Origin of the sequence: Intestinimonas sp. HCP28S3_D6 (genome assembly GCF_052065695.1) — a bacterium.
Classification (GTDB): Bacteria; Bacillota; Clostridia; order Oscillospirales; family Oscillospiraceae; genus Intestinimonas.
This window is the reverse complement of the sequence record NZ_JBQHTM010000026.1, coordinates 30,186-49,567: the sequence shown is the minus strand read 5'-3', so window position 1 is coordinate 49,567 and position 19,382 is coordinate 30,186. Positions and strand designations below refer to the sequence as shown.

20 protein-coding genes are annotated in these 19,382 nt (G+C 61.1%); 1 reads left to right on the top strand and 19 read right to left on the bottom strand.

Annotated elements, in window-relative coordinates; all coding sequences use genetic code 11:
* Positions 1–93: 93 nt before the first annotated feature.
* From ACTNBK_RS10080 to ACTNBK_RS09995, 18 genes are all read right to left on the bottom strand, one after another.
* Positions 94–606, bottom strand: a complete 513-nt coding sequence (locus ACTNBK_RS10080) for a response regulator (RefSeq protein ID WP_441145756.1) — start codon at positions 604–606, stop codon at positions 94–96.
* Positions 607–627: 21 nt separating this feature from the next.
* A complete protein-coding gene (locus ACTNBK_RS10075) occupies positions 628–1,665 on the bottom strand; it encodes an aldose epimerase family protein (RefSeq protein ID WP_441145754.1) in 1,038 nt (345 codons plus the stop codon).
* Positions 1,662–2,951 carry a galactokinase gene (locus ACTNBK_RS10070; protein ID WP_441145752.1) on the bottom strand — a complete coding sequence of 430 codons (1,290 nt, stop codon included), beginning with the start codon at positions 2,949–2,951 and terminating at the stop codon, positions 1,662–1,664. Before ACTNBK_RS10070 ends, ACTNBK_RS10075 begins: the two co-directional genes overlap by 4 nt.
* A gap of 104 nt (positions 2,952–3,055) precedes the next feature.
* Positions 3,056–4,183: an N-acetylglucosamine-6-phosphate deacetylase gene (gene nagA, locus ACTNBK_RS10065; protein ID WP_441145750.1), complete on the bottom strand. Its 1,128-nt coding sequence runs from the start codon at positions 4,181–4,183 to the stop codon at positions 3,056–3,058.
* Complete coding sequence (gene nagB / locus ACTNBK_RS10060) at positions 4,180–4,926, bottom strand: glucosamine-6-phosphate deaminase (RefSeq protein ID WP_441145748.1); 747 nt, start codon at positions 4,924–4,926, stop codon at positions 4,180–4,182. The genes nagA and nagB overlap by 4 nt, the downstream gene beginning before the upstream one ends.
* Positions 4,927–5,123: 197 nt before the next feature.
* Positions 5,124–5,699: an AAA family ATPase gene (locus ACTNBK_RS10055; RefSeq protein ID WP_441145746.1), complete on the bottom strand. Its 576-nt coding sequence runs from the start codon at positions 5,697–5,699 to the stop codon at positions 5,124–5,126.
* Between the two features lie 36 nt (positions 5,700–5,735).
* Positions 5,736–7,118 carry an MATE family efflux transporter gene (locus tag ACTNBK_RS10050; protein ID WP_441145744.1) on the bottom strand — a complete coding sequence of 461 codons (1,383 nt, stop codon included), beginning with the start codon at positions 7,116–7,118 and terminating at the stop codon, positions 5,736–5,738.
* Positions 7,119–7,231: 113 nt separating this feature from the next.
* Positions 7,232–7,660: a MarR family winged helix-turn-helix transcriptional regulator gene (locus tag ACTNBK_RS10045; protein ID WP_441145760.1), complete on the bottom strand. Its 429-nt coding sequence runs from the start codon at positions 7,658–7,660 to the stop codon at positions 7,232–7,234.
* Positions 7,661–7,802: 142 nt separating this feature from the next.
* Complete coding sequence (locus ACTNBK_RS10040; protein WP_294512672.1) at positions 7,803–8,744, bottom strand: ABC transporter permease; 942 nt, start codon at positions 8,742–8,744, stop codon at positions 7,803–7,805.
* The gene (locus ACTNBK_RS10035) at positions 8,744–9,871 is read right to left on the bottom strand and encodes an ABC transporter permease (protein ID WP_294512675.1); all 1,128 of its coding nucleotides are present in this window, start codon (positions 9,869–9,871) and stop codon (positions 8,744–8,746) included. Before ACTNBK_RS10035 ends, ACTNBK_RS10040 begins: the two co-directional genes overlap by 1 nt.
* A gap of 3 nt (positions 9,872–9,874) precedes the next feature.
* Positions 9,875–11,386, bottom strand: a complete 1,512-nt coding sequence (locus ACTNBK_RS10030; protein WP_441145758.1) for an ABC transporter ATP-binding protein — start codon at positions 11,384–11,386, stop codon at positions 9,875–9,877.
* A gap of 294 nt (positions 11,387–11,680) precedes the next feature.
* Positions 11,681–12,868: a BMP family lipoprotein gene (locus ACTNBK_RS10025; protein ID WP_441145741.1), complete on the bottom strand. Its 1,188-nt coding sequence runs from the start codon at positions 12,866–12,868 to the stop codon at positions 11,681–11,683.
* A 280-nt stretch (positions 12,869–13,148) separates the two neighbouring features.
* On the bottom strand, positions 13,149–13,814 hold the full coding sequence (deoC, locus tag ACTNBK_RS10020) for a deoxyribose-phosphate aldolase (RefSeq protein ID WP_294515895.1): 666 nt from the start codon (positions 13,812–13,814) through the stop codon (positions 13,149–13,151).
* Positions 13,815–13,842: 28 nt separating this feature from the next.
* The gene (locus ACTNBK_RS10015; RefSeq protein WP_441145739.1) at positions 13,843–14,970 is read right to left on the bottom strand and encodes a DUF362 domain-containing protein; all 1,128 of its coding nucleotides are present in this window, start codon (positions 14,968–14,970) and stop codon (positions 13,843–13,845) included.
* A gap of 28 nt (positions 14,971–14,998) precedes the next feature.
* The gene (locus ACTNBK_RS10010; RefSeq protein ID WP_441145737.1) at positions 14,999–15,976 is read right to left on the bottom strand and encodes an MBL fold metallo-hydrolase; all 978 of its coding nucleotides are present in this window, start codon (positions 15,974–15,976) and stop codon (positions 14,999–15,001) included.
* A gap of 142 nt (positions 15,977–16,118) precedes the next feature.
* A complete protein-coding gene (gene rbr / locus ACTNBK_RS10005) occupies positions 16,119–16,652 on the bottom strand; it encodes a rubrerythrin (protein WP_294515792.1) in 534 nt (177 codons plus the stop codon).
* A 67-nt stretch (positions 16,653–16,719) separates the two neighbouring features.
* A complete protein-coding gene (locus ACTNBK_RS10000) occupies positions 16,720–17,091 on the bottom strand; it encodes a desulfoferrodoxin family protein (protein WP_294515791.1) in 372 nt (123 codons plus the stop codon).
* Between the two features lie 81 nt (positions 17,092–17,172).
* On the bottom strand, positions 17,173–17,559 hold the full coding sequence (locus ACTNBK_RS09995; RefSeq protein WP_441145734.1) for a Fur family transcriptional regulator: 387 nt from the start codon (positions 17,557–17,559) through the stop codon (positions 17,173–17,175).
* 178 nt (positions 17,560–17,737) lie between these two features.
* Here ACTNBK_RS09995 and ACTNBK_RS09990 point away from each other — a divergent pair, with 178 nt between their 5' ends.
* Complete coding sequence (locus ACTNBK_RS09990; RefSeq protein WP_441145732.1) at positions 17,738–18,127, top strand: hypothetical protein; 390 nt, start codon at positions 17,738–17,740, stop codon at positions 18,125–18,127.
* Between the two features lie 76 nt (positions 18,128–18,203).
* On the opposite strand, the gene ACTNBK_RS09985 is transcribed toward ACTNBK_RS09990, so the two are convergent.
* On the bottom strand, positions 18,204–19,361 hold the full coding sequence (locus ACTNBK_RS09985) for a hypothetical protein (RefSeq protein WP_441145730.1): 1,158 nt from the start codon (positions 19,359–19,361) through the stop codon (positions 18,204–18,206).
* Between the last annotated feature and the right edge of the window lie 21 nt (positions 19,362–19,382).

Sequence of the window (19,382 nt, the reverse complement as noted above, 5' to 3'; positions counted from 1 at the left end):
AAATGTTTCCTGTTTCTTCATCCCCATACACCACCATTGCGTTGATAGTGTTATTATCCCACATCCGGAGCCTTTATGGTAGTGCGGATTAAATCAGAGATTCCCTAAAACCCGGGGCTCCATGGGGCCACGCATGAGGTCCTGAAGAAATTTCTCCCGCAGCAGGGGCAGGCTCTCCTGATAGGCCTGGGTAAGCTGACTGATGTTCCGCCGCTGCTCGATCTCCTCATCCAGCACCTTCCGTACCCGGTCCAGAATGGCAGTGAGCTCGGCGGCATTCACCGGCTTGAGCACATATTCCACCACGTTGAGCTTGATGGCCTCCTTGGCGTACTCAAACTCGTCGAAGCCGGAAAAAACGATGAGCTTCAGATTGGGCTTGCGCCGGGAGAGCTCCGCCCCCAGCTCCAGCCCGTCCATAAAGGGCATCTTGATGTCGGTGAGGACCACGTCCAGGTCCAGGGTCTCCGCCTTCTCCAGAGCGTCCCGGCCATTTTCCGCGTCGGCTACGATCTCGAAGCCCACGGCCCTCCAGTCAATTTTTCTGGCGATGGCCTGCCGCACCTCGGCCTCATCGTCCACGATCATGATTTTGTAGAGCCCCACCGGGACACCTCCTTGTGCCGCTCAGTCGTGCCCGAAGGCAAAAATAATCTCCTGATGATACTGCTCCCCCGCCCGCAGCATAACGGAGGGAAAGCCGGGCTGGTTTATAGCATTGGGAAAGCCCTGGGCCTCCATGGCCACACCGCAGCGGGGCGCATACCGTGCCCCTCCCTTTCCTGCCGTCTCCGGCAGGAAGTTGCCGGTGTAGACCTGAAGTCCCGGCTGGGTGGTGGAGAGCGCCATGGTGATGCCGCTCTCCGGCGCGGTGAGCACCGCCGCCCGGCGCAGGCCGGTCCCCCGCAGGACCCAGTTGTGGTCGTAGCCGCCGCCCTGGCGGATCTGTGGGTGGTCGGCGTCCCAGCCGGCCTCCAGGGGCCGGGCGGTCCGCAGATCAAAGGGCGTCCCCACCACCGAGGCGATGGTGCCGTTGGGGCAGTTGTCCGCCCCCAGCTCGGTGAAGGCGATGGCGTCGATGGACAGGGTGTGGTTCCCCGCGCTGCCGGCGCCGTGGCCGTTCAGGTTCCAATAGGCGTGGCTGGTGAGGTTCACCACCGTGTCGGCGTCACTCTCCCCCTCCAGTACCAGCCGGAGGGTGTTGTCCTCCGTCAGGGTATAGCTCACCCGGACCTTCAGGGTGCCGGGATACCCCTCCTCTCCGTCGGGAGAGGTACGCGAAAAGACCACTGTATCCCCTTCGACACTGTGGTCCCACACATATTGATCGAAACCCCGGTCCCCGCCGTGGAGGTGGTTGGAGCGCTCATTGGCCTGGAGCACATATTCCCGGCCGTCCAGAGTGAACCGGGCGTCCCGGATGCGGTTGGCACACCGGCCCACCAGGGCGCCCAGATAGCCCTGGTGGTCCTCCTGGTACCCTACCATAGTATCAAAGCCCAGGCACACGTCCCGGAGGGTTCCGGTGCGGTCGGGGACAACCACTGCCCGGAGGATGCAGCCGTAGTCCAGCACCTCCACCCAGGCGCCGGAGGCGTTCTCCAGGCGGAAGCAGGTCACCGGAGCACCGTCAGCGGCGGTGCCAAAGGGTCTGCTGGTAATCATGCCTGCTCCTCCACCGTCACCTTGATGCCGCCCGCCGGACGAACCGCCAGGTCATGGCAGGTCCCGGCGCCAAAGACGGCCTCCATCTTCTGTCGGAACGTCTCCAGCTGTCCCATGGGCACAAAGGCCTGGACGGTGCCGGCAAAGCCGCCGCCATGGACTCGCCAGGCGCCGTCCTGCTCCAGCAGCCGCCTGCACAGGGCCAGGGCCAGGGAGAGGCTGCGCTCCGAGGGGTCGCCGGAGGGGTAGATGTTCTGCAAAAGGTCCATGGAAGAGGCGCCGGAGTCCCGCACCAGGGCCAGGAACCGCTGGAAATCCCCCTTCCGCAGGGCATCGGCCTGGTCCAGCACCCGCTGGTTGTCGCCGTAGAAGTGCATGGCCCGCAGCAGGGCCCGGTCGGGCACCTTGCCCCGGAACTCGCCCAGTCGGGCGTAGAACTCCGCGGGGTCGGTCTCACCCAGCACCTCCTTGCCCATCAGCTTGGCCACGGAGCGCATCTCCTGGGGGATGGCGGCGTACTCGTCAGTGAGATTGGCGTGGCTGCCGCCGGCGTCGATGAGACACAGGGCATAGCCGTGGTCGGCAGGGACGCAGGGGATGGACTCCACCACCGGGGAGGCGGGGTCGGCAAAGTCCATGAGGCAGAAGTCACCCACGGCGGAGGCGCACTGGTCCATGAGGCCGCAGGGCTTGCCGAAGTAGGTGTTCTCGGCGAATTGGCCCACCTTGGCGATGAGGACGGGAGTGGCCCGGCCGTTGTTGTAGAGGCCGCTGAGGATGGTGCCCACCAGCACCTCATAGGCGGCGGAGGAGGAAAGCCCGGAACCGGGCAGCACATCGGAGCTCACATAGGCGTCAAAGCCGCCGAAGCGCAGGTCCAGCTCGTAGAACCGGGCAGCGATGCCCCGGATCAGGGCGGCGGTGGTGCCTTTCTCCTCGGGGACGATCTCCAGCTTCTCCAGATTGATGCGCTCCTCGCCGTGGCCCTCGGAGTAGATCCGGATGACGTTGCGGTCGTTTTTGGCCACCACCGCCACCGCATCCAGGGTGACAGCCGCCGCCAAGACCCGGCCCCGCTGGTGGTCGGTGTGGTTGCCGCCGATCTCACTGCGGCCGGGGGCAGAGTAGAGCTCCACCACGTGCTCTTCGCCAAAGCGCTCAGCAAAGGCGTTGACAATGTGCAGATACCGCTCCCGCTGGCCCTCCCAGCGGCCGGGATACAGCTTTCGGAAGGTCTCGTCGTACGCGCCGGCATCCAGCGCCTGTCTCAATTCACGGATATTCATATCTTCTCCGCCCCTCTCGGACTTTTCTCCGGGCTCTACCCGGCCCGTTTATCACTGATATTTTACCCTTTTTTGCCCATGCAGGCAAGGCACATTTTCCTCCCTCAGAGGGCACCTATCACGGGAGCTCCGTGGAAAATCACCGCCCGGACAGCCAGATCCCGGTCCAGCAGCACCAAGTTGGCCCGTTTGCCCGGCTCCAGGGAACCCACCCGGCTGTAAATGCCAATGGCCCGGGCGGGATTCACCGCCGCTGCCTTCACCGCGTGGTGGAGAGGAATCCCCATCTGTACCGCCGTCACCATGCAGGCCATGAGGTCGGTGGCCGAACCGGCCAGGGTGCCGTCGGCCAGGGTGGCCCGGCGGCCCTCCACGTGGACGTCCTGTCCGCCCAGAGTGTAGTCCCCGTCGGGCATGCCGGCCGCCCTCATGGTGTCGCTGATGAGGATGACCCGGTCAGGCCCGAACAGGTGGAAGGTGGCCCGGACCACCGACGGGTGGACGTGGACACCGTCACAGATGAGCTCTACCCGGCTCTCAGGGGTATCGAAGGCGGCCCCCACCACCCCCGGCGCCCGGTGGGCGAAGGGGGGCATGGCGTTATAAAGGTGGGTCACCTGCCGGGCACCAGCCTGGAAGGCGGCCAGGGCCGTCTCGTAGTCGGCGGTGGTGTGGGCGATGGAGACGCACACCCGCTCCCCCACCTGCTGGATAAAGTCCAGGGCACCTGGAAGCTCCGGCGCCACCGACACCAGCTTCACCAGGCCCTTGGCCTCATTTTGCAGCTCCCGGAAGAGGGTGGCATCGGGCTCCCGGAGCCAGGCGCCGTTCTGGGCGCCTTTCTTCTCCGGGGAGAGGAAGGGGCCCTCCATGTTGATCCCCACCAGGTCGGCGCCGCCTTTCGCGGCCTCCCGGTGGCGGCGGGCGTTGGCGCACATGTCCAGCAGGGCCTCCCGGTCCAAGGTCATCCCCGCCGGGCAAATCTGGGTGATGCCCCGGGAGAGCTCGTAGTCGGCCATGACCGCAAGACCCTCCGGGGAGCCATCGCTGAAGTCCTCCCCCCGGCAGCCGTGGAAGTGGAGATCGGTAAGGCCGGGAATCAGCCAGCAGCCGTCGGCCTCCACCACCGTATCGTCCCCGCTGCGGAAGGAGATGAGCTCTCCGTCGGTACACAGGTCCCGGCGGACGAAGCCGTTCTGTACATCAAACACACTGGCTCCGATGATCCTCACTGAAATACCCCCTCTTCTCTCATGCCACTGAGGGCGGCTACATCGCCCACCAGCACCACGTCCCGGTGGAGCTGCAAAATGGAAGCGGGCACCTCCGGCGTGATGGGACCGCAGAAGGCCCTACGCACCGCCTCCGCCTTGTCGGCGCCGCTGACCGCCACCAGCACCCGCCTGGCAGACATGATGGTGCCGACGCCCATGGTAATGGCCTGACGGGGCACCTCCTCCTTCTTTTGGAAAAAGCGTGCGTTGGCCTCAATGGTGCTTCGAGTCAGATCCACCACATGGGTCTCCCGGATGAAGGCCGTCCCCGGCTCGTTGAACCCGATGTGGCCGTTGTGTCCCATGCCCAACAGCTGGAGGTCAGTCCCGCCCAGGGACTCCACCAGGGCGTCATACCGGCGACACTCTGCCTCCGGGTCGGCGGCCAGGCCGTCGGGGAGATAGGTGCGGTCCGGGCGGATGTCCACCTGGTCAAAGAGGTTGACACGCATGAAATGGCGGTAGCTCTGCTCATGGTCGGGCCCCAGGCCCCTGTATTCATCCAGGTTCACCGTGGTGACAGTGCCGAAGCTGAGCAGCCCCTCCTGCTGCCAGGCGACCAGCTGCCGGTAGGAGCCCACCGGCGTGGAGCCGGTGGCCAGGCCCAGGACGCAGTCCGGCTTCCGGATGACTTCGGCGGCGATGATGGCCGCCGTCCGGCGGCTCATGGCATCGTAGTCGGCTTCCTGATAGATCCTCATTCCCCTTTTTCTCCTTTTGTACTGTTCTGACCGTGTACAGCGGACTCCAAGGTCTATCCGCCCCTCACTGACCCTATTATATCGGTATATCCACCAAAAGCCAAGGGGGAGGCAGGCTTTTTCCCGCCGCATCTTGTCTATATTCCAGAATGCGGAAAAAGCAGAGCGGGTCTATCCCGCTCTGCTCCTCTCATCCGTCAATAGAGGCCCTTGATGATATCTACACAACGCTCGATCCCCAGGGTCCCGCTGTTCAGGGTAATGTCATAGTTCTGGGCGTGGCCCCACTTCATGTTGGTGTAGAACCGGTGATAGGCCGCGCGGCGCTTGTCTTTGTCCTTCAGCCGCTGCTCTGGGGAGGCCTCCCGCTCCCCGTACACCTCCACGATGCGCTTGGCCCGGAAAGCCATATCCGCGTGGATAAAGACCCGCAGGCAGTCCGCCTTGTCCCTGAGAATGTAGTCGGCGCACCGGCCCACAATCACGCAAGGTCCCTTTTCCGCCAGATCCGTAATGAGCTTGCACTGGACCTCCCACAGATAGTCCTCATTGGTGGGGCCGAAGGCCCGGTTGGTGAGGTTGGACAGGAAGCCCACAGGAGCAGACTCACCGTTGTCCTTGATATACTGCTCATGGAATCCGCTCTCTGCCGCCATTTTCTGAATCAGTTCGCTGTCGTAGCAAGGCAGCCCCAACGCCTCTGCCACCTTTTTTCCGATGGTGCGGCCGCCGCTGCCAAATTCACGGCTGATGGTGATGATTCTGTGTTTCATAACGCGCACTCCTTCCACAATATCCATCCCCGCCGGTCATCCAGCGGTTTCCATTCTTTTCAGCTGCTTTCTCTCATAAATCAGCAGTCCGACCGACAGCAGAAAAGCCAGACCGTCGGCCACAGGGCCGGTCCACAGCACGCCCACTACACCCAGGAATTTGGGCAGGATCAGCGCCGCAGGCACAAAGAAAATGATCTGACGCGCCAGAGACAGGATGGCCGACTTGATTGGCTTGCCCACCGCCTGGAGATATACAGCGATCACCGTCTGAAAACCGGTCAGGGGGCACAGCAGCAGGAACGTACGGAAAGCCATAACGGCAAACTCATTGTAAAGCCCCTCTTCCGAACCAAACAGGGACACCACTGTCATGGGAGCGAACTGGAAGATCAGGAAGGCAATGATGGCGATGACCTCAGAGGCTACGATGGCAATGTCCAGCGCCTTTTTCACACGGGTGAAATCCTTGGCGCCATAGTTGAAACCGATGATCGGCTGAGCTCCTACGGCGATACCCACCAGGATGGAGATGAGGATCTGGTTGACCTTCATGACGATGCCCGTGGCCGTCATAGGGATTTCGGAACCGTAAACGGACAAAGCACCGTAGGAAACCAACAGATTGTTGGTCAGCGCCATGACGATGGTGATGGCAAACTGGGTAATGAAACTGCTGATACCCAGACTGAGCACTGTGGCACAGGTCTTTGCTTTCAGGACGAATGCCGTGCGGTCAATGCGGAAGGTCTTGAACCGAAAGAGATAGGTCACCGCCATGATAAAGGTGGCCACTTGACCGATCACCGTAGCAATGGCGGCCCCCTGCACACCCATGTGGAAGATAAAAATGAACACAGGGTCCAGAATGGTGTTGAGTACGGCGCCCAGCGCCATGGACATCATGGCATATTTGGGGCTGCCGTCGGCCCGGATCATAGAGTTGATCGCGCCGGGGATCATCATAAAGGGAAGACCGAACCCAATGATCGTACCATATTGCAGTGCGTAGTCCCACAGGGCATCGGTAGCGCCGAACAGGTTCAGGATAGGATCAATAAAAATCAGGAATACGGCTGCCAGGACGATGCTGACTGCAACCACCATAACAATCGCATTGCCTACCCCCCGCTTGGCACTGCTGATGTCCCCCTCGCCCAGCTTCAGGCTCAGATAAGCGGCGCCGCCGTCGCCGATCATCAGGCACAGAGCCAGCGCCACAATGGTGATGGGGAACACGGCATTTGTGGCGCCGTTGCCCAGATAGCCCACGCCCCAGCCGATGAAGATCTGGTCCACGATGTTGTACAGGGAGTTCACCAGCAGGGAAATGACGCATGGGATGGCAAATTTCACGATCAGCCTGCCGATGGGCTCCGTTGCAAAAGGACTTTTGGCTTCTGCTACTTCTTTTTCCATAGTCGCATCTCTCCTTATCAAGTAACTAGTTACTTATTTGCGTAAAAAAGCAGGCAGCGCACCGAGTATCTCCTCAGCGCGCTGCCTGGGGAATTCAGTTTTGACCGGCCGACTCACTCCGCGTCGATGTTCTCCAGGAGCATATCCGCCAGCTGGTGCAGGGCTTCCCGCTGCTCTCGGGTAAAATTCCGGCACAGCTCGGACAGCACCTCCTCATCCTGCTCCAGGATCATGTGGTGGATTCCGGCCGACCGCTCCGTACAGGTGATCTTCTTGTACCTCCGATCCAGGCTGCTGGGGACACACCGGATGAAGCCCTTGCTCTCCAGACGCTGGAGCAGCTTGGTCATGGCCGGATGGGTAACGTGCTCAATCCGCTCCAGATCGTTCTGGTGGATCTCCGTCTCTCCGGCGGCCTCCAGACGGCTGACCGAACCCAGCACCCGCAGCTGTACGGCGGTCAGGCCCATGTTACCGGCCTTCTCGTCCAGCTTCTTGCGGAACGCCCGGTTGATGATGGCGAGCTTCAGGCCAAACGGCATTGCGCCCACAGTGCCCCACCTCTCCTAAATAAGTAACTAATTACATATTATATCTGTCCACAGTATTTGTCAAGGCCGGGAGGGATACAAAAAAGGGACACTGTGTAAACAGTGCCCCTTTTTTCCTTTTTCGCTTATGAACTCAGCGCATGCCCTTGTCGTAGGGGATGCCCTCGGCCTTGGGGGCTCTGGACTTCTGAGAGGTGAAGGCCAGCACCACCAGGGAGACAATATAGGGCAGCATGTTGTAGACGGAGCTGGGCAGGTTCAGGTTCTTCAGCAGGTCGAAGCCGGTGTAGACGTTACCCAGGGCCCGGAAGAGGCCGAAGAGCAGGGCCGCCAGAGCGATGCGGGTGGGCTTCCACTGGCCGAAGATCATAACGGCCAGGGCCAGGAAGCCGAAGCCGGCCACGCCGTACTCGAACTTCCACTCGCTGACGCCGGCGGTGATATAGACGATGCCGCCCAGGCCGCCCAGGAAGCCGGAGATCAGAACGCCAGCATAGCGCATGCGGTAGACGTTGATGCCCACGGAGTCAGCCGCCTGGGGATGCTCGCCGCAGGCCATGAGTCGGAGGCCGAAGCGGGTGCGGTAGAGGACCACCCAGGAGCAGATGAGGGCCACCAGGGCCATGAGCATGAACCAGTTGAACTCAAAGCCACCGATGTTGACCAGGAAGGCCTTCTTCTGCTCGATATACTGGATGGTGGCAGAGACGTTGCCGGAGTCGGCGGCGGTGTTCATGGCCTTGACGAAGACAGTGGCGGCGGCGGTGGCCAGCAGGTTCATGGCGGTACCCACCAGGGTCTGGTCGGCCTTGAAGTTGATGGCGGCCACGGCCAGCAGCAGGGAGTAGAGCATACCCAGGATCACAGCGGCCAGGACCACCAGCACGATCATGCCCACATCGGGGATGCCGGCTGGGGCGAACTTCATCATCAGGGCTCCGCCCAGGGCGCCCATGACCATGATGCCCTCCAGGCCGATATTGATGACGCCGGAGTGCTCGGAGAAGCAGCCGCCCAGGGCCACCAGGATGAGGACCGAGGCGAAGATAATGGTATATTGGATCAGCAGCAGCATTATGCTTCCCCTCCTTTCTGCTCCTGGGCCGCACGGCGCTCGGCGCGGCGGTCCAGCCAGGCGGTGAGCGCGGTCTTGAAGAAGAACACAAAGCCGCACAGGTAGATGATAAGCGACGAGATAAGGTCAGAGATCTGGGCGGAGTACATGGTCTTATCCACATAGGCGCCGCCGTTGGTGATGTGCTGGATAAAGTAGGAGGAGAAGATGGCGCCGATGGGGTTCAGGCCGCCCAGGAAGGCGGCGGCAATGCCGTTGAAGCCCATGGCCGGCACGGAGGACTGGGTGCACTGCCACTGCTCGAAGCCGGTGAGGAAAAAGGCGCCGGCGCCGAAGCCGGCCAGGCCGCCGGCGATGGCCATGGTCAGGATGATGTTGCGCTTCTCCTGCATACCGCAGTACTTGGCGGCGAACTTGTTGCCGCCGGTGGCCCGCAGCTCATAGCCCAGCTTGGTCTTCTCCAGCAGCACCCAGATGAGGATGGCCACGATCACCGTCAGGGGGATGGCAATGGTGACATACTGGTTGTTGGAGAAGAATTCACCCAGGCCCAGGCTGGGGATGATGGCGGAGGGGTTGGTGCTGGAGAGGGTCATGGTGTAGGGGCTGGCCGACTCCTTCACGTTGCTCAGCAGGGCGTTGACCACATAGAGGCTGATCCAGTTGAGCATGATGCAGGAGATGACCTCGTTGACGTTGCGGTAGGCCTTCAGGGCGCCGGAGATGCCGCCCAGGACGGCGCCGGCCACGATACCGGCGATGAGGCAGACGAACCAGGGCATCTGGAGGCCCAGGGCGCAGTAGAGGCTGGCGCCCGCGCCCACCACATACTGTCCGGCGGCACCGATGTTGAAGAGGCCCACCTTATAGGCGAAGAGCACCGACAGGGAGCACATGAGCAGCGGTGCGGTCTTGACCAGGGTGCTGCCCAGGTACTTCATTCGGGCGGGGCCGCTGGGATAGTAGAAAAAGTTCTTGACGATGGTCAGGATGGCCTCCCAGGCGCCGGCGGGGTTGATGGCCAGAAGGACCAGGTAGCCGATGACCAGGCCGATGATGATGCACAGCAGGGAGGCCAGCAGGGACTGCACACCCTTGTTGCGCAGAATCGAGTTTTTCTGTTTCATCCCTTAAGCCCCCTTTCGCTTGGCGCCGGCCATGTAGAGGCCCATCTCTTCCACTGTGGTAGTCTTGGGGTCCAGCTCGCCCACAATCTCACCCTCGTACATAACCAGGATGCGGTCGGAGAGGGCCATGACCTCGTCCAGCTCCAGACTGACCAGCAGCACACCCTTGCCGGCGTCCCGCTGTGCCACGATCTGCTTGTGAATATACTCGATGGCGCCCACGTCCAGGCCGCGGGTGGGCTGGACGGCCACCAGCAGCTCGGGATCGCGGTCGATCTCACGGGCCACGATGGCTTTTTGCTGGTTGCCGCCGGACATGGCCCGGGCGGCGGTGATGGGGCCCTGGCCGGAACGCACGTCGTACTGCTCGATGAGCCGCTCGGCGTACTCTCGGATGGCCTTGCGCTTGAGGAAGCCGGTGCCGGAGACGAACTGGGGCTCAAAATACCGCTGGAGCACCATGTTGTCCTCCAGGGTGTAGTCCAGCACCAGGCCATGCTTGTGTCGGTCCTCGGGGATGTGGCTCATACCCATGGTGGAGCGCTTACGGATGGGGGCGTGGGTAATGTCCTGTCCGCACAGGGTGACCTTACCCGACTTCACGGGTTCCAGGCCGGTGATGCCGTAGACCAGCTCGGTCTGGCCATTGCCGTCGATGCCGGCAATGCAGACGATCTCCCCACCCCGGACGGTGAAGGAGACGTTTTTGACAGCGTTGTTGTTGCTGTGGACCTTGGAGGCCACAGTGAGGCCCTCCACCGAGAGAATTACATCCTTGGGCTTGGCCTCCTCCTTGTGAACCACGAAGTCTACGTCACGGCCCACCATCATCTTGGAGAGCTCCTCCTTGGTGGTGGTGGCCACGTCCACGGTACCGATGTACTTGCCCTTGCGGAGCACAGTGCAGCGGTCGGCCACCGCCATGATCTCGTTGAGCTTGTGGGTGATGAAGAGGATGCTCTTGCCCTCGGCCTTGAGTCCCCGCATGATGTCCATGAGCTCGTCGATCTCCTGGGGGGTGAGGACGGCGGTGGGCTCGTCGAAGATGAGGATCTCATTGTCCCGATAGAGCATCTTCAGGATCTCGGTACGCTGCTGCATACCCACAGTGATGTCCTCCACCAGGGCGTCCGGGTCCACCTTCAGGCCGTATTTGTCAGAGAGGGCCATGACCTTCTCCCGGGCTTCGGCCTTCTGCAAAAAACCGCCCTTGCAGGGCTCCACGCCCAGAATGATATTGTCCAGCACGGTGAAGCACTCCACCAGCTTGAAGTGCTGGTGGACCATGCCGATGCCCAGATCATTGGCGTCGTTGGGGTCTTTGATCTCCACCACCTGACCGTCCTTCTTGATGGTGCCCTCTTCTGGCCGGTAGAGGCCGAAGAGGACGCTCATCAGCGTGGACTTACCGGCGCCGTTCTCGCCCAGAAGCGCGTGGATCTCACCTTTCTTCAACTGGAGCGTGATGTTGTCGTTGGCAACGATGCCGGGAAACCGCTTGGTGATGTTCAGCATTTCGATGGCATATGGCTGCTCCAAGCTTACCGCCCTCCCTCTTGTCGCATAGTATCTGCTGGACCGTCCGCGAAGCGCCGGCCCGTAGGGCTTCCGCCCCAGGTCCGCCCCGGTGTTTTCACACCGCGCGGAGCCAGCATATATCAGCATATATGGTTCTCTACCATTGTACTATATTCAGGCGCATAATTCAAAACAAAAATGTTCGATGTGCCATTTTTCTCTCCCACCCATAGAAAAAAGGCCGCCGCGGCAGATGCCGCGGCGGCCTTTTCTCAGATCCGGATGGATCTCTTACTTAATGTTGCCGTACTCGTTGACGGTGATGACAGTGGCGTTGTCAGCAGCGGCCACAGACACGTCGTTGGAGACGGTGATGGTGCCATCGTACATACCAGCCACCAGAGCCTTGTAGTTGTCCTGAGTGAAGGAGTCGCTCCACTGAGTGGACTCCATGGGCAGCTGGACATAGTTGGCAGTGGGATCGTCGCCGGACACCAGGCCCAGGGTCTCGATCTGGCCGCCGTAGTTGGCGAAGTTGCCGTCCATGACCTCCTGGAGGAGGTGCTTGGTGGTGTTGGCCAGGCCCTTCATGGCGGAGGTCACGGTCATGCCCTCGCCGTAAGCATCGATGATACCAGCCTGATCCACGTCCACGCCGATGACCTTGCCGCCAACCTTGGCAGCGGCCTCGGCAGCGGAGGTGTAGATGCCGCCGCCGCAGGCGAAGACGACCTCAACACCCTGGGTCTGATACCAGTTGTCCATGTAAGCGGTGATGTCGGCATCGCCGAAGAACTGGTTGCCGTAGACGTACTCCACGGTCACATCAGCACCGTTGCCCAGCTCGACGGCAGCGGCGTCAGCGCCCTGCACGAAGCCGTAGCCGTAGCGCTGCACAGCGGGGACAGCCATGCCGCCCAGGAAGCCCAGGTGGGTGTAGCCCAGCTTCACAGCGGCGTAGCCGGCCATGTAGCCGCACAGCTCTTCCTGGTACACGGCGCAGTAGACATTGGAGGGCACGGTGTAGTCAGAGCCCAGGTCAGCCTCGCCCACGTCCAGAGCGATGAAGGTGACATCGGGATACATCTCAGCGGTCTCCTTGATGGTCTCGGCGAAGGCGTAGCCGGGCATCACGACCACGTTGTAGCCCTCGGCCACAGCGGCGTCCACCATGGCCACACGCTCAGCGGTGGAGTCGCCGGCGGGCTTATAATAAGTAAATTCCACGCTGTTGGCGGTACAGAACTCGTTGCAGGCCTCATAGGTGGTCTGGTTGAAGGACTGGTCGGTGATGTCGCCGTAGTCGGTGATCATGGCCACCTTCATGTCGGTGGCGGAAGCGGTCTCGGCGGGAGTGGTCTCAGCGGGAGTGGTGGTCTCGGGGGCGGGAGTCTCGCTGCTGCCGCCGCCGCAGGCAGCCAGGGAGAACACCATGGCGCCAGCCAGAACAAGAGCGGAAAGTTTCTTAAAATTCTTCAAGCTGATCTACCTTCCTTTCAAAATCAATGCCCGGTATGGCCTAGACATCTTCAAAAATGGTCCATCCTCCCGAGCACGGGCCTATTATATCGCACATTTTACCAGAGCGCAACCGAAATTTCGCGGTTGTCAAAAAAAGTTTACGTTTTTGTTACAAAAGTGTTAAATGATCGCCGTCCGTCCAAGCAGGTCTTGGGGAAAAGGACGGCTGCACACCTGAAAAAACAGCGGAGACCGCCTTTCGGACGGTCTCCGCTTCATACAAAATGAGATTTAGTTCTCAGTATCCCTCGCCCTGCTGGCCCTTCACCAGCTTGACGATCCTGGAGGTACCCAGGCGATCCGCGCCCAGGGCCAGGAAGTCCTCGGCGTCCTTCAGGCTGGTGATGCCGCCGGCAGCCTTGACCTTCACGCCGGGACCCACATGCTTCACCATGAGGGCTACGTCCTCCCGGGTGGCGCCGCCGGTAGAGAAGCCGGTGGAGGTCTTGATATAGTCGGCACCGGAGGCGGTGACGATCTCGCACATCTTGATCTTCTCCTCCTCGGTGAGGAGACAGGCCTCCACGATGACCTTGAGAATGCGGCCCTGGCAGCTCTCCTTGATGGCCTTGATCTCCGTGAGAAGGTCATCCCACTTCTGATCCTTCACCCAGCCGATATTGATGACCATGTCGATCTCGTCGGCGCCGTTACGGATGGCGTCCTCGGTCTCAAAGACCTTCACGGCGGTGGTGGAATAGCCGTTGGGGAAGCCGATCACAGTGCAGATCTTCAAGTCATTGCCCACATACTCGGCGGCCTGACGCACATAGGCGGCGGGAATACACACAGAAGCGCACTCATATTTACGGCCGTCATCACAGATCTCCTTGATCTGTGCCCAGGTAGACTCCTGCTTCAGGAGGGTGTGGTCACAGTGCTTCAGGATCTCCTTTACGTCCATAGATAACATCCTTTCTCGACTTGATGGCTTATTTCACTTCGATGAGCTCGTAGGAGCGGGTACCCAGACCGATCTTCTCGGCGTGCTCCAGGCAGGAGCGCCAGTTGGTCTCAGGGAAGTTATTGCAGAAGTGGTCGTGGTGGTCCTCACAGCCCTCGGTGTGGAGGTACTGGTCCAGACGGCTGCCGGGCATGACGGGCTGACGCAGGCAGGCGTCGGCGCAGGCCTGATCCAGAGCCACCGCGTCAAAGGAGGCAAACATACCCACATCGGGGATGATGGGGATGTCGTTCTCAGCGTGGCAGTCGCAGAAGGGGGAAACGTCCATGACCAGACTGATGTGGAACTGGGGCCGGCCGTCTACCACGCCCTTGGCGTACTCGGCCATCTTCCGGTTCAGGTCGTCGTTGGCGCTGGCGTTCCGGTTGACGATGGCGTCGAAGTTACAGGCCCCCAGGCAGCGGCCGCAGCCCACGCACTTGTTCTGGTCGATGAAGGCCTTCCGGTCCTCTCCGTAGGAGATAGCGTCCTGACCGCACTGCTTGGCGCACTGACGGCAGCCCACGCACTTCTTCTGGCGGACCTCCGGCTTACCGGAATTGTGCTGCTCCATTTTGCCCCGGCGGGAGCCACAGCCCATGCCGATGTTCTTGATGGCGCCGCCGAAGCCGGTGGCCTCGTGGCCCTTAAAGTGGGTCAGGCTGATAAAGACGTCGGCGTCCATCACTGCCCGGCCGATCTTGGCGGTCTGGATATACTCAGCTCCCTCCACGGACACCTCCACATCGTCGGTCCCCTTGAGGCCGTCGCCGATGATGATCTGACAGCCGGTGGAGAAGGGGGAAAAGCCGTTTTCATAGGCGGCGTCCATGTGCTCCAGGGCGTTTTTCCGGCGGCCTACGTAGAGGGTGTTACAGTCGGTGAGGAAGGGTACGCCCCCCATGGATTTGACCACGTCGGCCACCACCTTGGCGTAGTTGGGCCGGAGAAAGGAGAGATTGCCCGGCTCGCCAAAGTGGATCTTGATGGCCACCAGCTTCTTCTCCATATCGATCTCACCCATGCCGGCGGTGCGGATGAGCTTTTCCAGCTTCTTCAGCAGATTGGTGCCAATGGGAGCTCTCAGATCAGAAAAATATACCTTTGCCTGTTCCATATCGTCATTCCTCTCGTTTTCTTTCACATCAAATGGGATAGTAGGCCGCCTTGCCCTCCACCGTCTCCCTGCGGAGCTGGCCAAGGACGATCAGGTGGTCCAGGTGGGACATGCACTCGCCCACGGCGAACCATTTCTGTGCTACCGGGAAGTCTGCCCAGGAGCTGGCCCGAATCTTCCAGGTCATGTGACCGGCCAACTCATAGGCCCCCCGTCCCGGATGGGCCTTTACCACGTTTAGAGCCTCCTCCAGCCGTCGCTGATGGTGGCAGAGGAGCTGGTCAACGCGGGTCTTCAGGTCTCCGCTCTTTCGGTGGCCGGGCAGGGTGAGTTCCGGGTCGTAGGCGCGGATCTTTTTGAGGCTTTCCAGATAGGCCCCCAGAGCGTCCGGCAGAATGGGCCAGAACGTGATATTGGGGGTGATGTCGAAGAGCACATGGTCCCCGGTGAAGAGGACGCCACGCTCCGGCAACCAGTAACACATCTGACCAGGCGTGTGGCCAGGCATGAGCAGGCACTGGATGCGGCATCCGCCCTTCTCCAAGATCTGACCATCGGCGAGACCCACATAATGTCCCCCTGCGGGTGGCGCCATGGATCGTGCCGGGTTGGTCTCATTCATATTGGCCATCAGGTGCCGGGGAAACCCCTCCTCCCGGAAACGCTCCTCCATCGTGTTCCAGTACCGCTCCCGGTAAGCTCGGTCATCCAAGCTGAGGCGATCCACCTCACTGATATAGATGGTTTGCTCACCGGCGGCCTCCGGCGCCAGGCCGGAGTGGTCGGAGTGGAGGTGGGTAAGCAGGACCTCTGTCTCCCCACGGCGGATACCAAGCTCCCTCAGGCCGGTAAAGAGCGCCCCCCGGCAGGCCGGCTGACGGAACCCGGTGTCGATGAGCAGATTCCCGTCCTCACCTTTTAGGAGATAGGCGTTGAGTTCCTTGAGCGGGTTGCCCACCAGGGGTACCGGAATCCGGTAGATCCCGGCCGCGATCTCTTCTGGCATAGCGGTGCCTCCTACCATATTGTGATGTTGATACGTATAAACATATCACATTCGGAGAAAATTGACAATCGCATTTTCCCAGCAGCAACGAAAGGCGCCCGCTCCGATGAGCGGGCGCCTCTTATGATGCGTCGGATTTTGCTTAGTAGTTCTCGGCCTTGATCTCGAAGTAGGCCTGGGGATGGCCACACACGGGGCAGACCTGGGGGGCCTCGGTGCCGTACTCCAGGTGACCGCAGTTGCGGCAGTACCAGACCTTGACCTGGGCACGCTTGAAGACCTCGCTGTTGGAGAGGTTCTCAGCCAGCTTCACATAGCGCTCCTCGTGGCTCTTCTCGATCTTGCCCACGGCGGCGAAGGCGTCGGCCAGAGCGTGGAAGCCCTCCTCACGGGCGGTCTCGGACATCTCCTTGTACATCTCGGTCCACTCCTCGTGCTCGCCCTCGGCGGCGGCCAGGAGGTTGGCGGCGGTATCGCCGATGCCACTGAGTGCCTTAAACCACAGTTTGGCATGCTCCTTCTCGTTGCCGGCGGTCTCCTCGAAGATGGCGGCAATCTGCTCATAGCCCTCTTTACGGGCCTTGCTGGCAAAGTAGGTGTACTTATTGCGGGCCATGGACTCTCCGGCAAAGGCTTTCCACAGATTGGCTTCCGTCTTGCTGCCCTTTAGTTCCATAAGAAAAAGCTCCTTTCAAAGTTCAAATTCAAAGGCGGGATGAGCCTCATCGGCTCACAGTTCACTTTTACTCCTGGCCCTTCCAGTAGCCGTGGAGATTGCAGTACTCGTAAGCGGTAACGGGGTCGGCGCCGCCGGTCTTCATCACAGGCTCCTCGCCGGGCTTGGTGATCTGGAAGGTGACCTTGTTGCCGCTGACGGCGGCGATGAACTGGATATAGTGCTCCTCCAGCATGGGGTGGATGGTGGAGCCCACCTGGACAGTGACATGGTTGCCGTCGCGGGTGACCTGGGGAACGTGCTTCTCCAGAGCGCCGTCGGTGGTGTTGGGCACCAGCTCCTCCATCTTCTGGCCACAGCACATCAGGGGCACGCCCTTATCCACGACCTTGAAGACGATATTGCCGCAGTGAGCACAGCGATACAGTTTGAGTTCCATAAATTTGACCTCCAATTTATTCATTCTTTTCTATCATCGGGTCCGCCTTTTGCGGACAAACGGGACATAGTTGCGCGGATCTTAATGCCGCGTGACGCAGTGGGTGCAGATGCCGGAGAAAACCAGGTCGTGGCGGTCTACCTGGTGCCCGGTGAGCACACCGACCTTTTCATCCAGGGACGCATCGTACTCCACGCCCTCCAGATCATAGACAGAGCCGCACTTCCGACAGCGGAAGTGGGGATGGGGCCGGGTATTGGCGTCGTACCGCTCGATGGGAAAGGGCATCCGGGTAACCAGTCCCTCATCTGCCAGCAGATTCAGGTTCCGGTATACCGTGCCCAGGCTCAGGCTGGGGTTTTCCGGTTTGAGCCATTGGTAGAGCATCTCGGCGGTGGGATGCTCATGGGTCTCCATCAGGCACTGATAGATGAGCTCCCGCTGCTTGGAGTAACGCTTGCCAGTCATAACTCACTTCCCTCTAATCAGTAATCATTCTTGTTACTGATTGGAGTATAGCAGAATTTTTCTGGAAATGCAAGCCCTATTTTTGTTTTATCAAAAATTTTTCCGGGGCTAGACCCAGCATTACCGCGCACACTAAAAGCGATTGGGAACCTGACTTTAACAATGCGGAGGCAAGGATATGAAAAGACCCTATCTTGCGCTGATCTGTGCCCTGGCGCTGCTCTTAATTGCGGCGGGCTGCTCCAGCCAGCCCAAGGTATCCCCCACGCCCAACACGACGGTGATCCCTACGGAGACACCGTCGGTCAGCGAGACACCGTCCACCAGCTCCATGCCCATGGAGACTGAAAACTACCACGCCGGTGAAGATGGGCAGGTGGACCTGGATGAGGACGGCCTCACCAGCGATGAGCACAGTATGATCGAAGATGCCAAAAACGCAGCGGACGAGGGCAAGGATACCGTGGAAGACGCCGCAAAGGACGCCGGCGACGCGGTCAAAGACGCTGCCGAAGGGACCGGCCGGGCCATTGAAAAGGCCGGCGACACCCTGACCGGGAAGCGCTAAACCAAAAACAGCGTGGAGCACACGGCCTTCGTTGTGTTCCACGCTGTTTTTTCCACTTTGAAAGCCTTCTATACCCTCAGCGGGTCTGCCCGCGGGCATATTCCGCCACCCGCTCCTGCTCGCTCCGGTCGGCAAAGGACTCTGCCGGGAAGAGGAGCATCTTCCGGTCCCGCCGGAAGAGGACCAGCCCCCAGTCCGCCGATTTGACACCGCCGATCTGGCTCCACAGGGTGCGCTCCCGCTCCCCGGGCCGCAGGCTGTCCACACCGTTGGGGCCGATGACATCGGTAATGGACCCTTCCAGCAGCTTGTCAAAGGCCCCCTTCTTATCCTGCCGCCGGATGGCCCAGGCCATGAAGCCGGGCAAAAAGGACAGCCAGGAGGCGCAAAGGGCCAGGCCGATAATAAGGAGGCCGATGGCGCTGGCCACCTCCGCCCCGTTCACAGCGGGGAGGGCGTTCAGGACGCTGGCCAGAGCCAGGAGCCCCGACACCAGCATGGGGACAGAGAGGACAGCCACCGCGATCATAGCCGGCCGCCAGTAGAGCTTGGTGCGAAGGTAGGCCAGGTTGGACCGGAGCAGGGCCTGCCGCAGGCCCTCCGGTTCCCAGGTATAGCGGAGGGTAAAGACTGCGCCCTCCTCATCCGGCTCCGGCGGGAGCGCCGTCTCGTCCCCGACCGTCTGGGGCGGCCGGCCCTGCCGGGCCTCCGCCAGGGCGGTGAGAAAGGCCGCCCGCTCCTCCGGCCCGGGGAAGGCACAGGGGGGCAACACCTCCCAGACGCCGCTTTTGAGATAGAGGAGGACATAACCCTTCTTCTCCCACACCTCAACCAGGGCGTCATAGGGCTCCACCCGGCGGCCCACGCCGAAGGTCTCGGCCACCCCATCTTTGGTCAGGGTCAGGGTCCGGGGACCGAAGAAGCCGTCCTCCCCCGCCAGCATCCGACCCCCGTGGAAGGCCCGCCGCCGGGCGGAGAGTACCCACAGGAAGCAGAGGGAACCCACCAGCGTGACGACAGACAGTCCGAGCACGGTGCCGAAGTCGTCCTCCCACTGTCCGGCGGCCAGGATGACCGTCAGCATGACCAGCATCACGGCACTGAACAGGGCCATGGCCAGGAAGAAGAACCACTCCACCTTCCGAATCACGGCCAATGGTCCTTTGGGCCGCTTTTCATGGAGGAGAATCCCCCGCTTGAAGTCCTGCTGGGTCAGGTTGTACCGCAGTTCCATAGGTCACCTCTCAACTTCAGA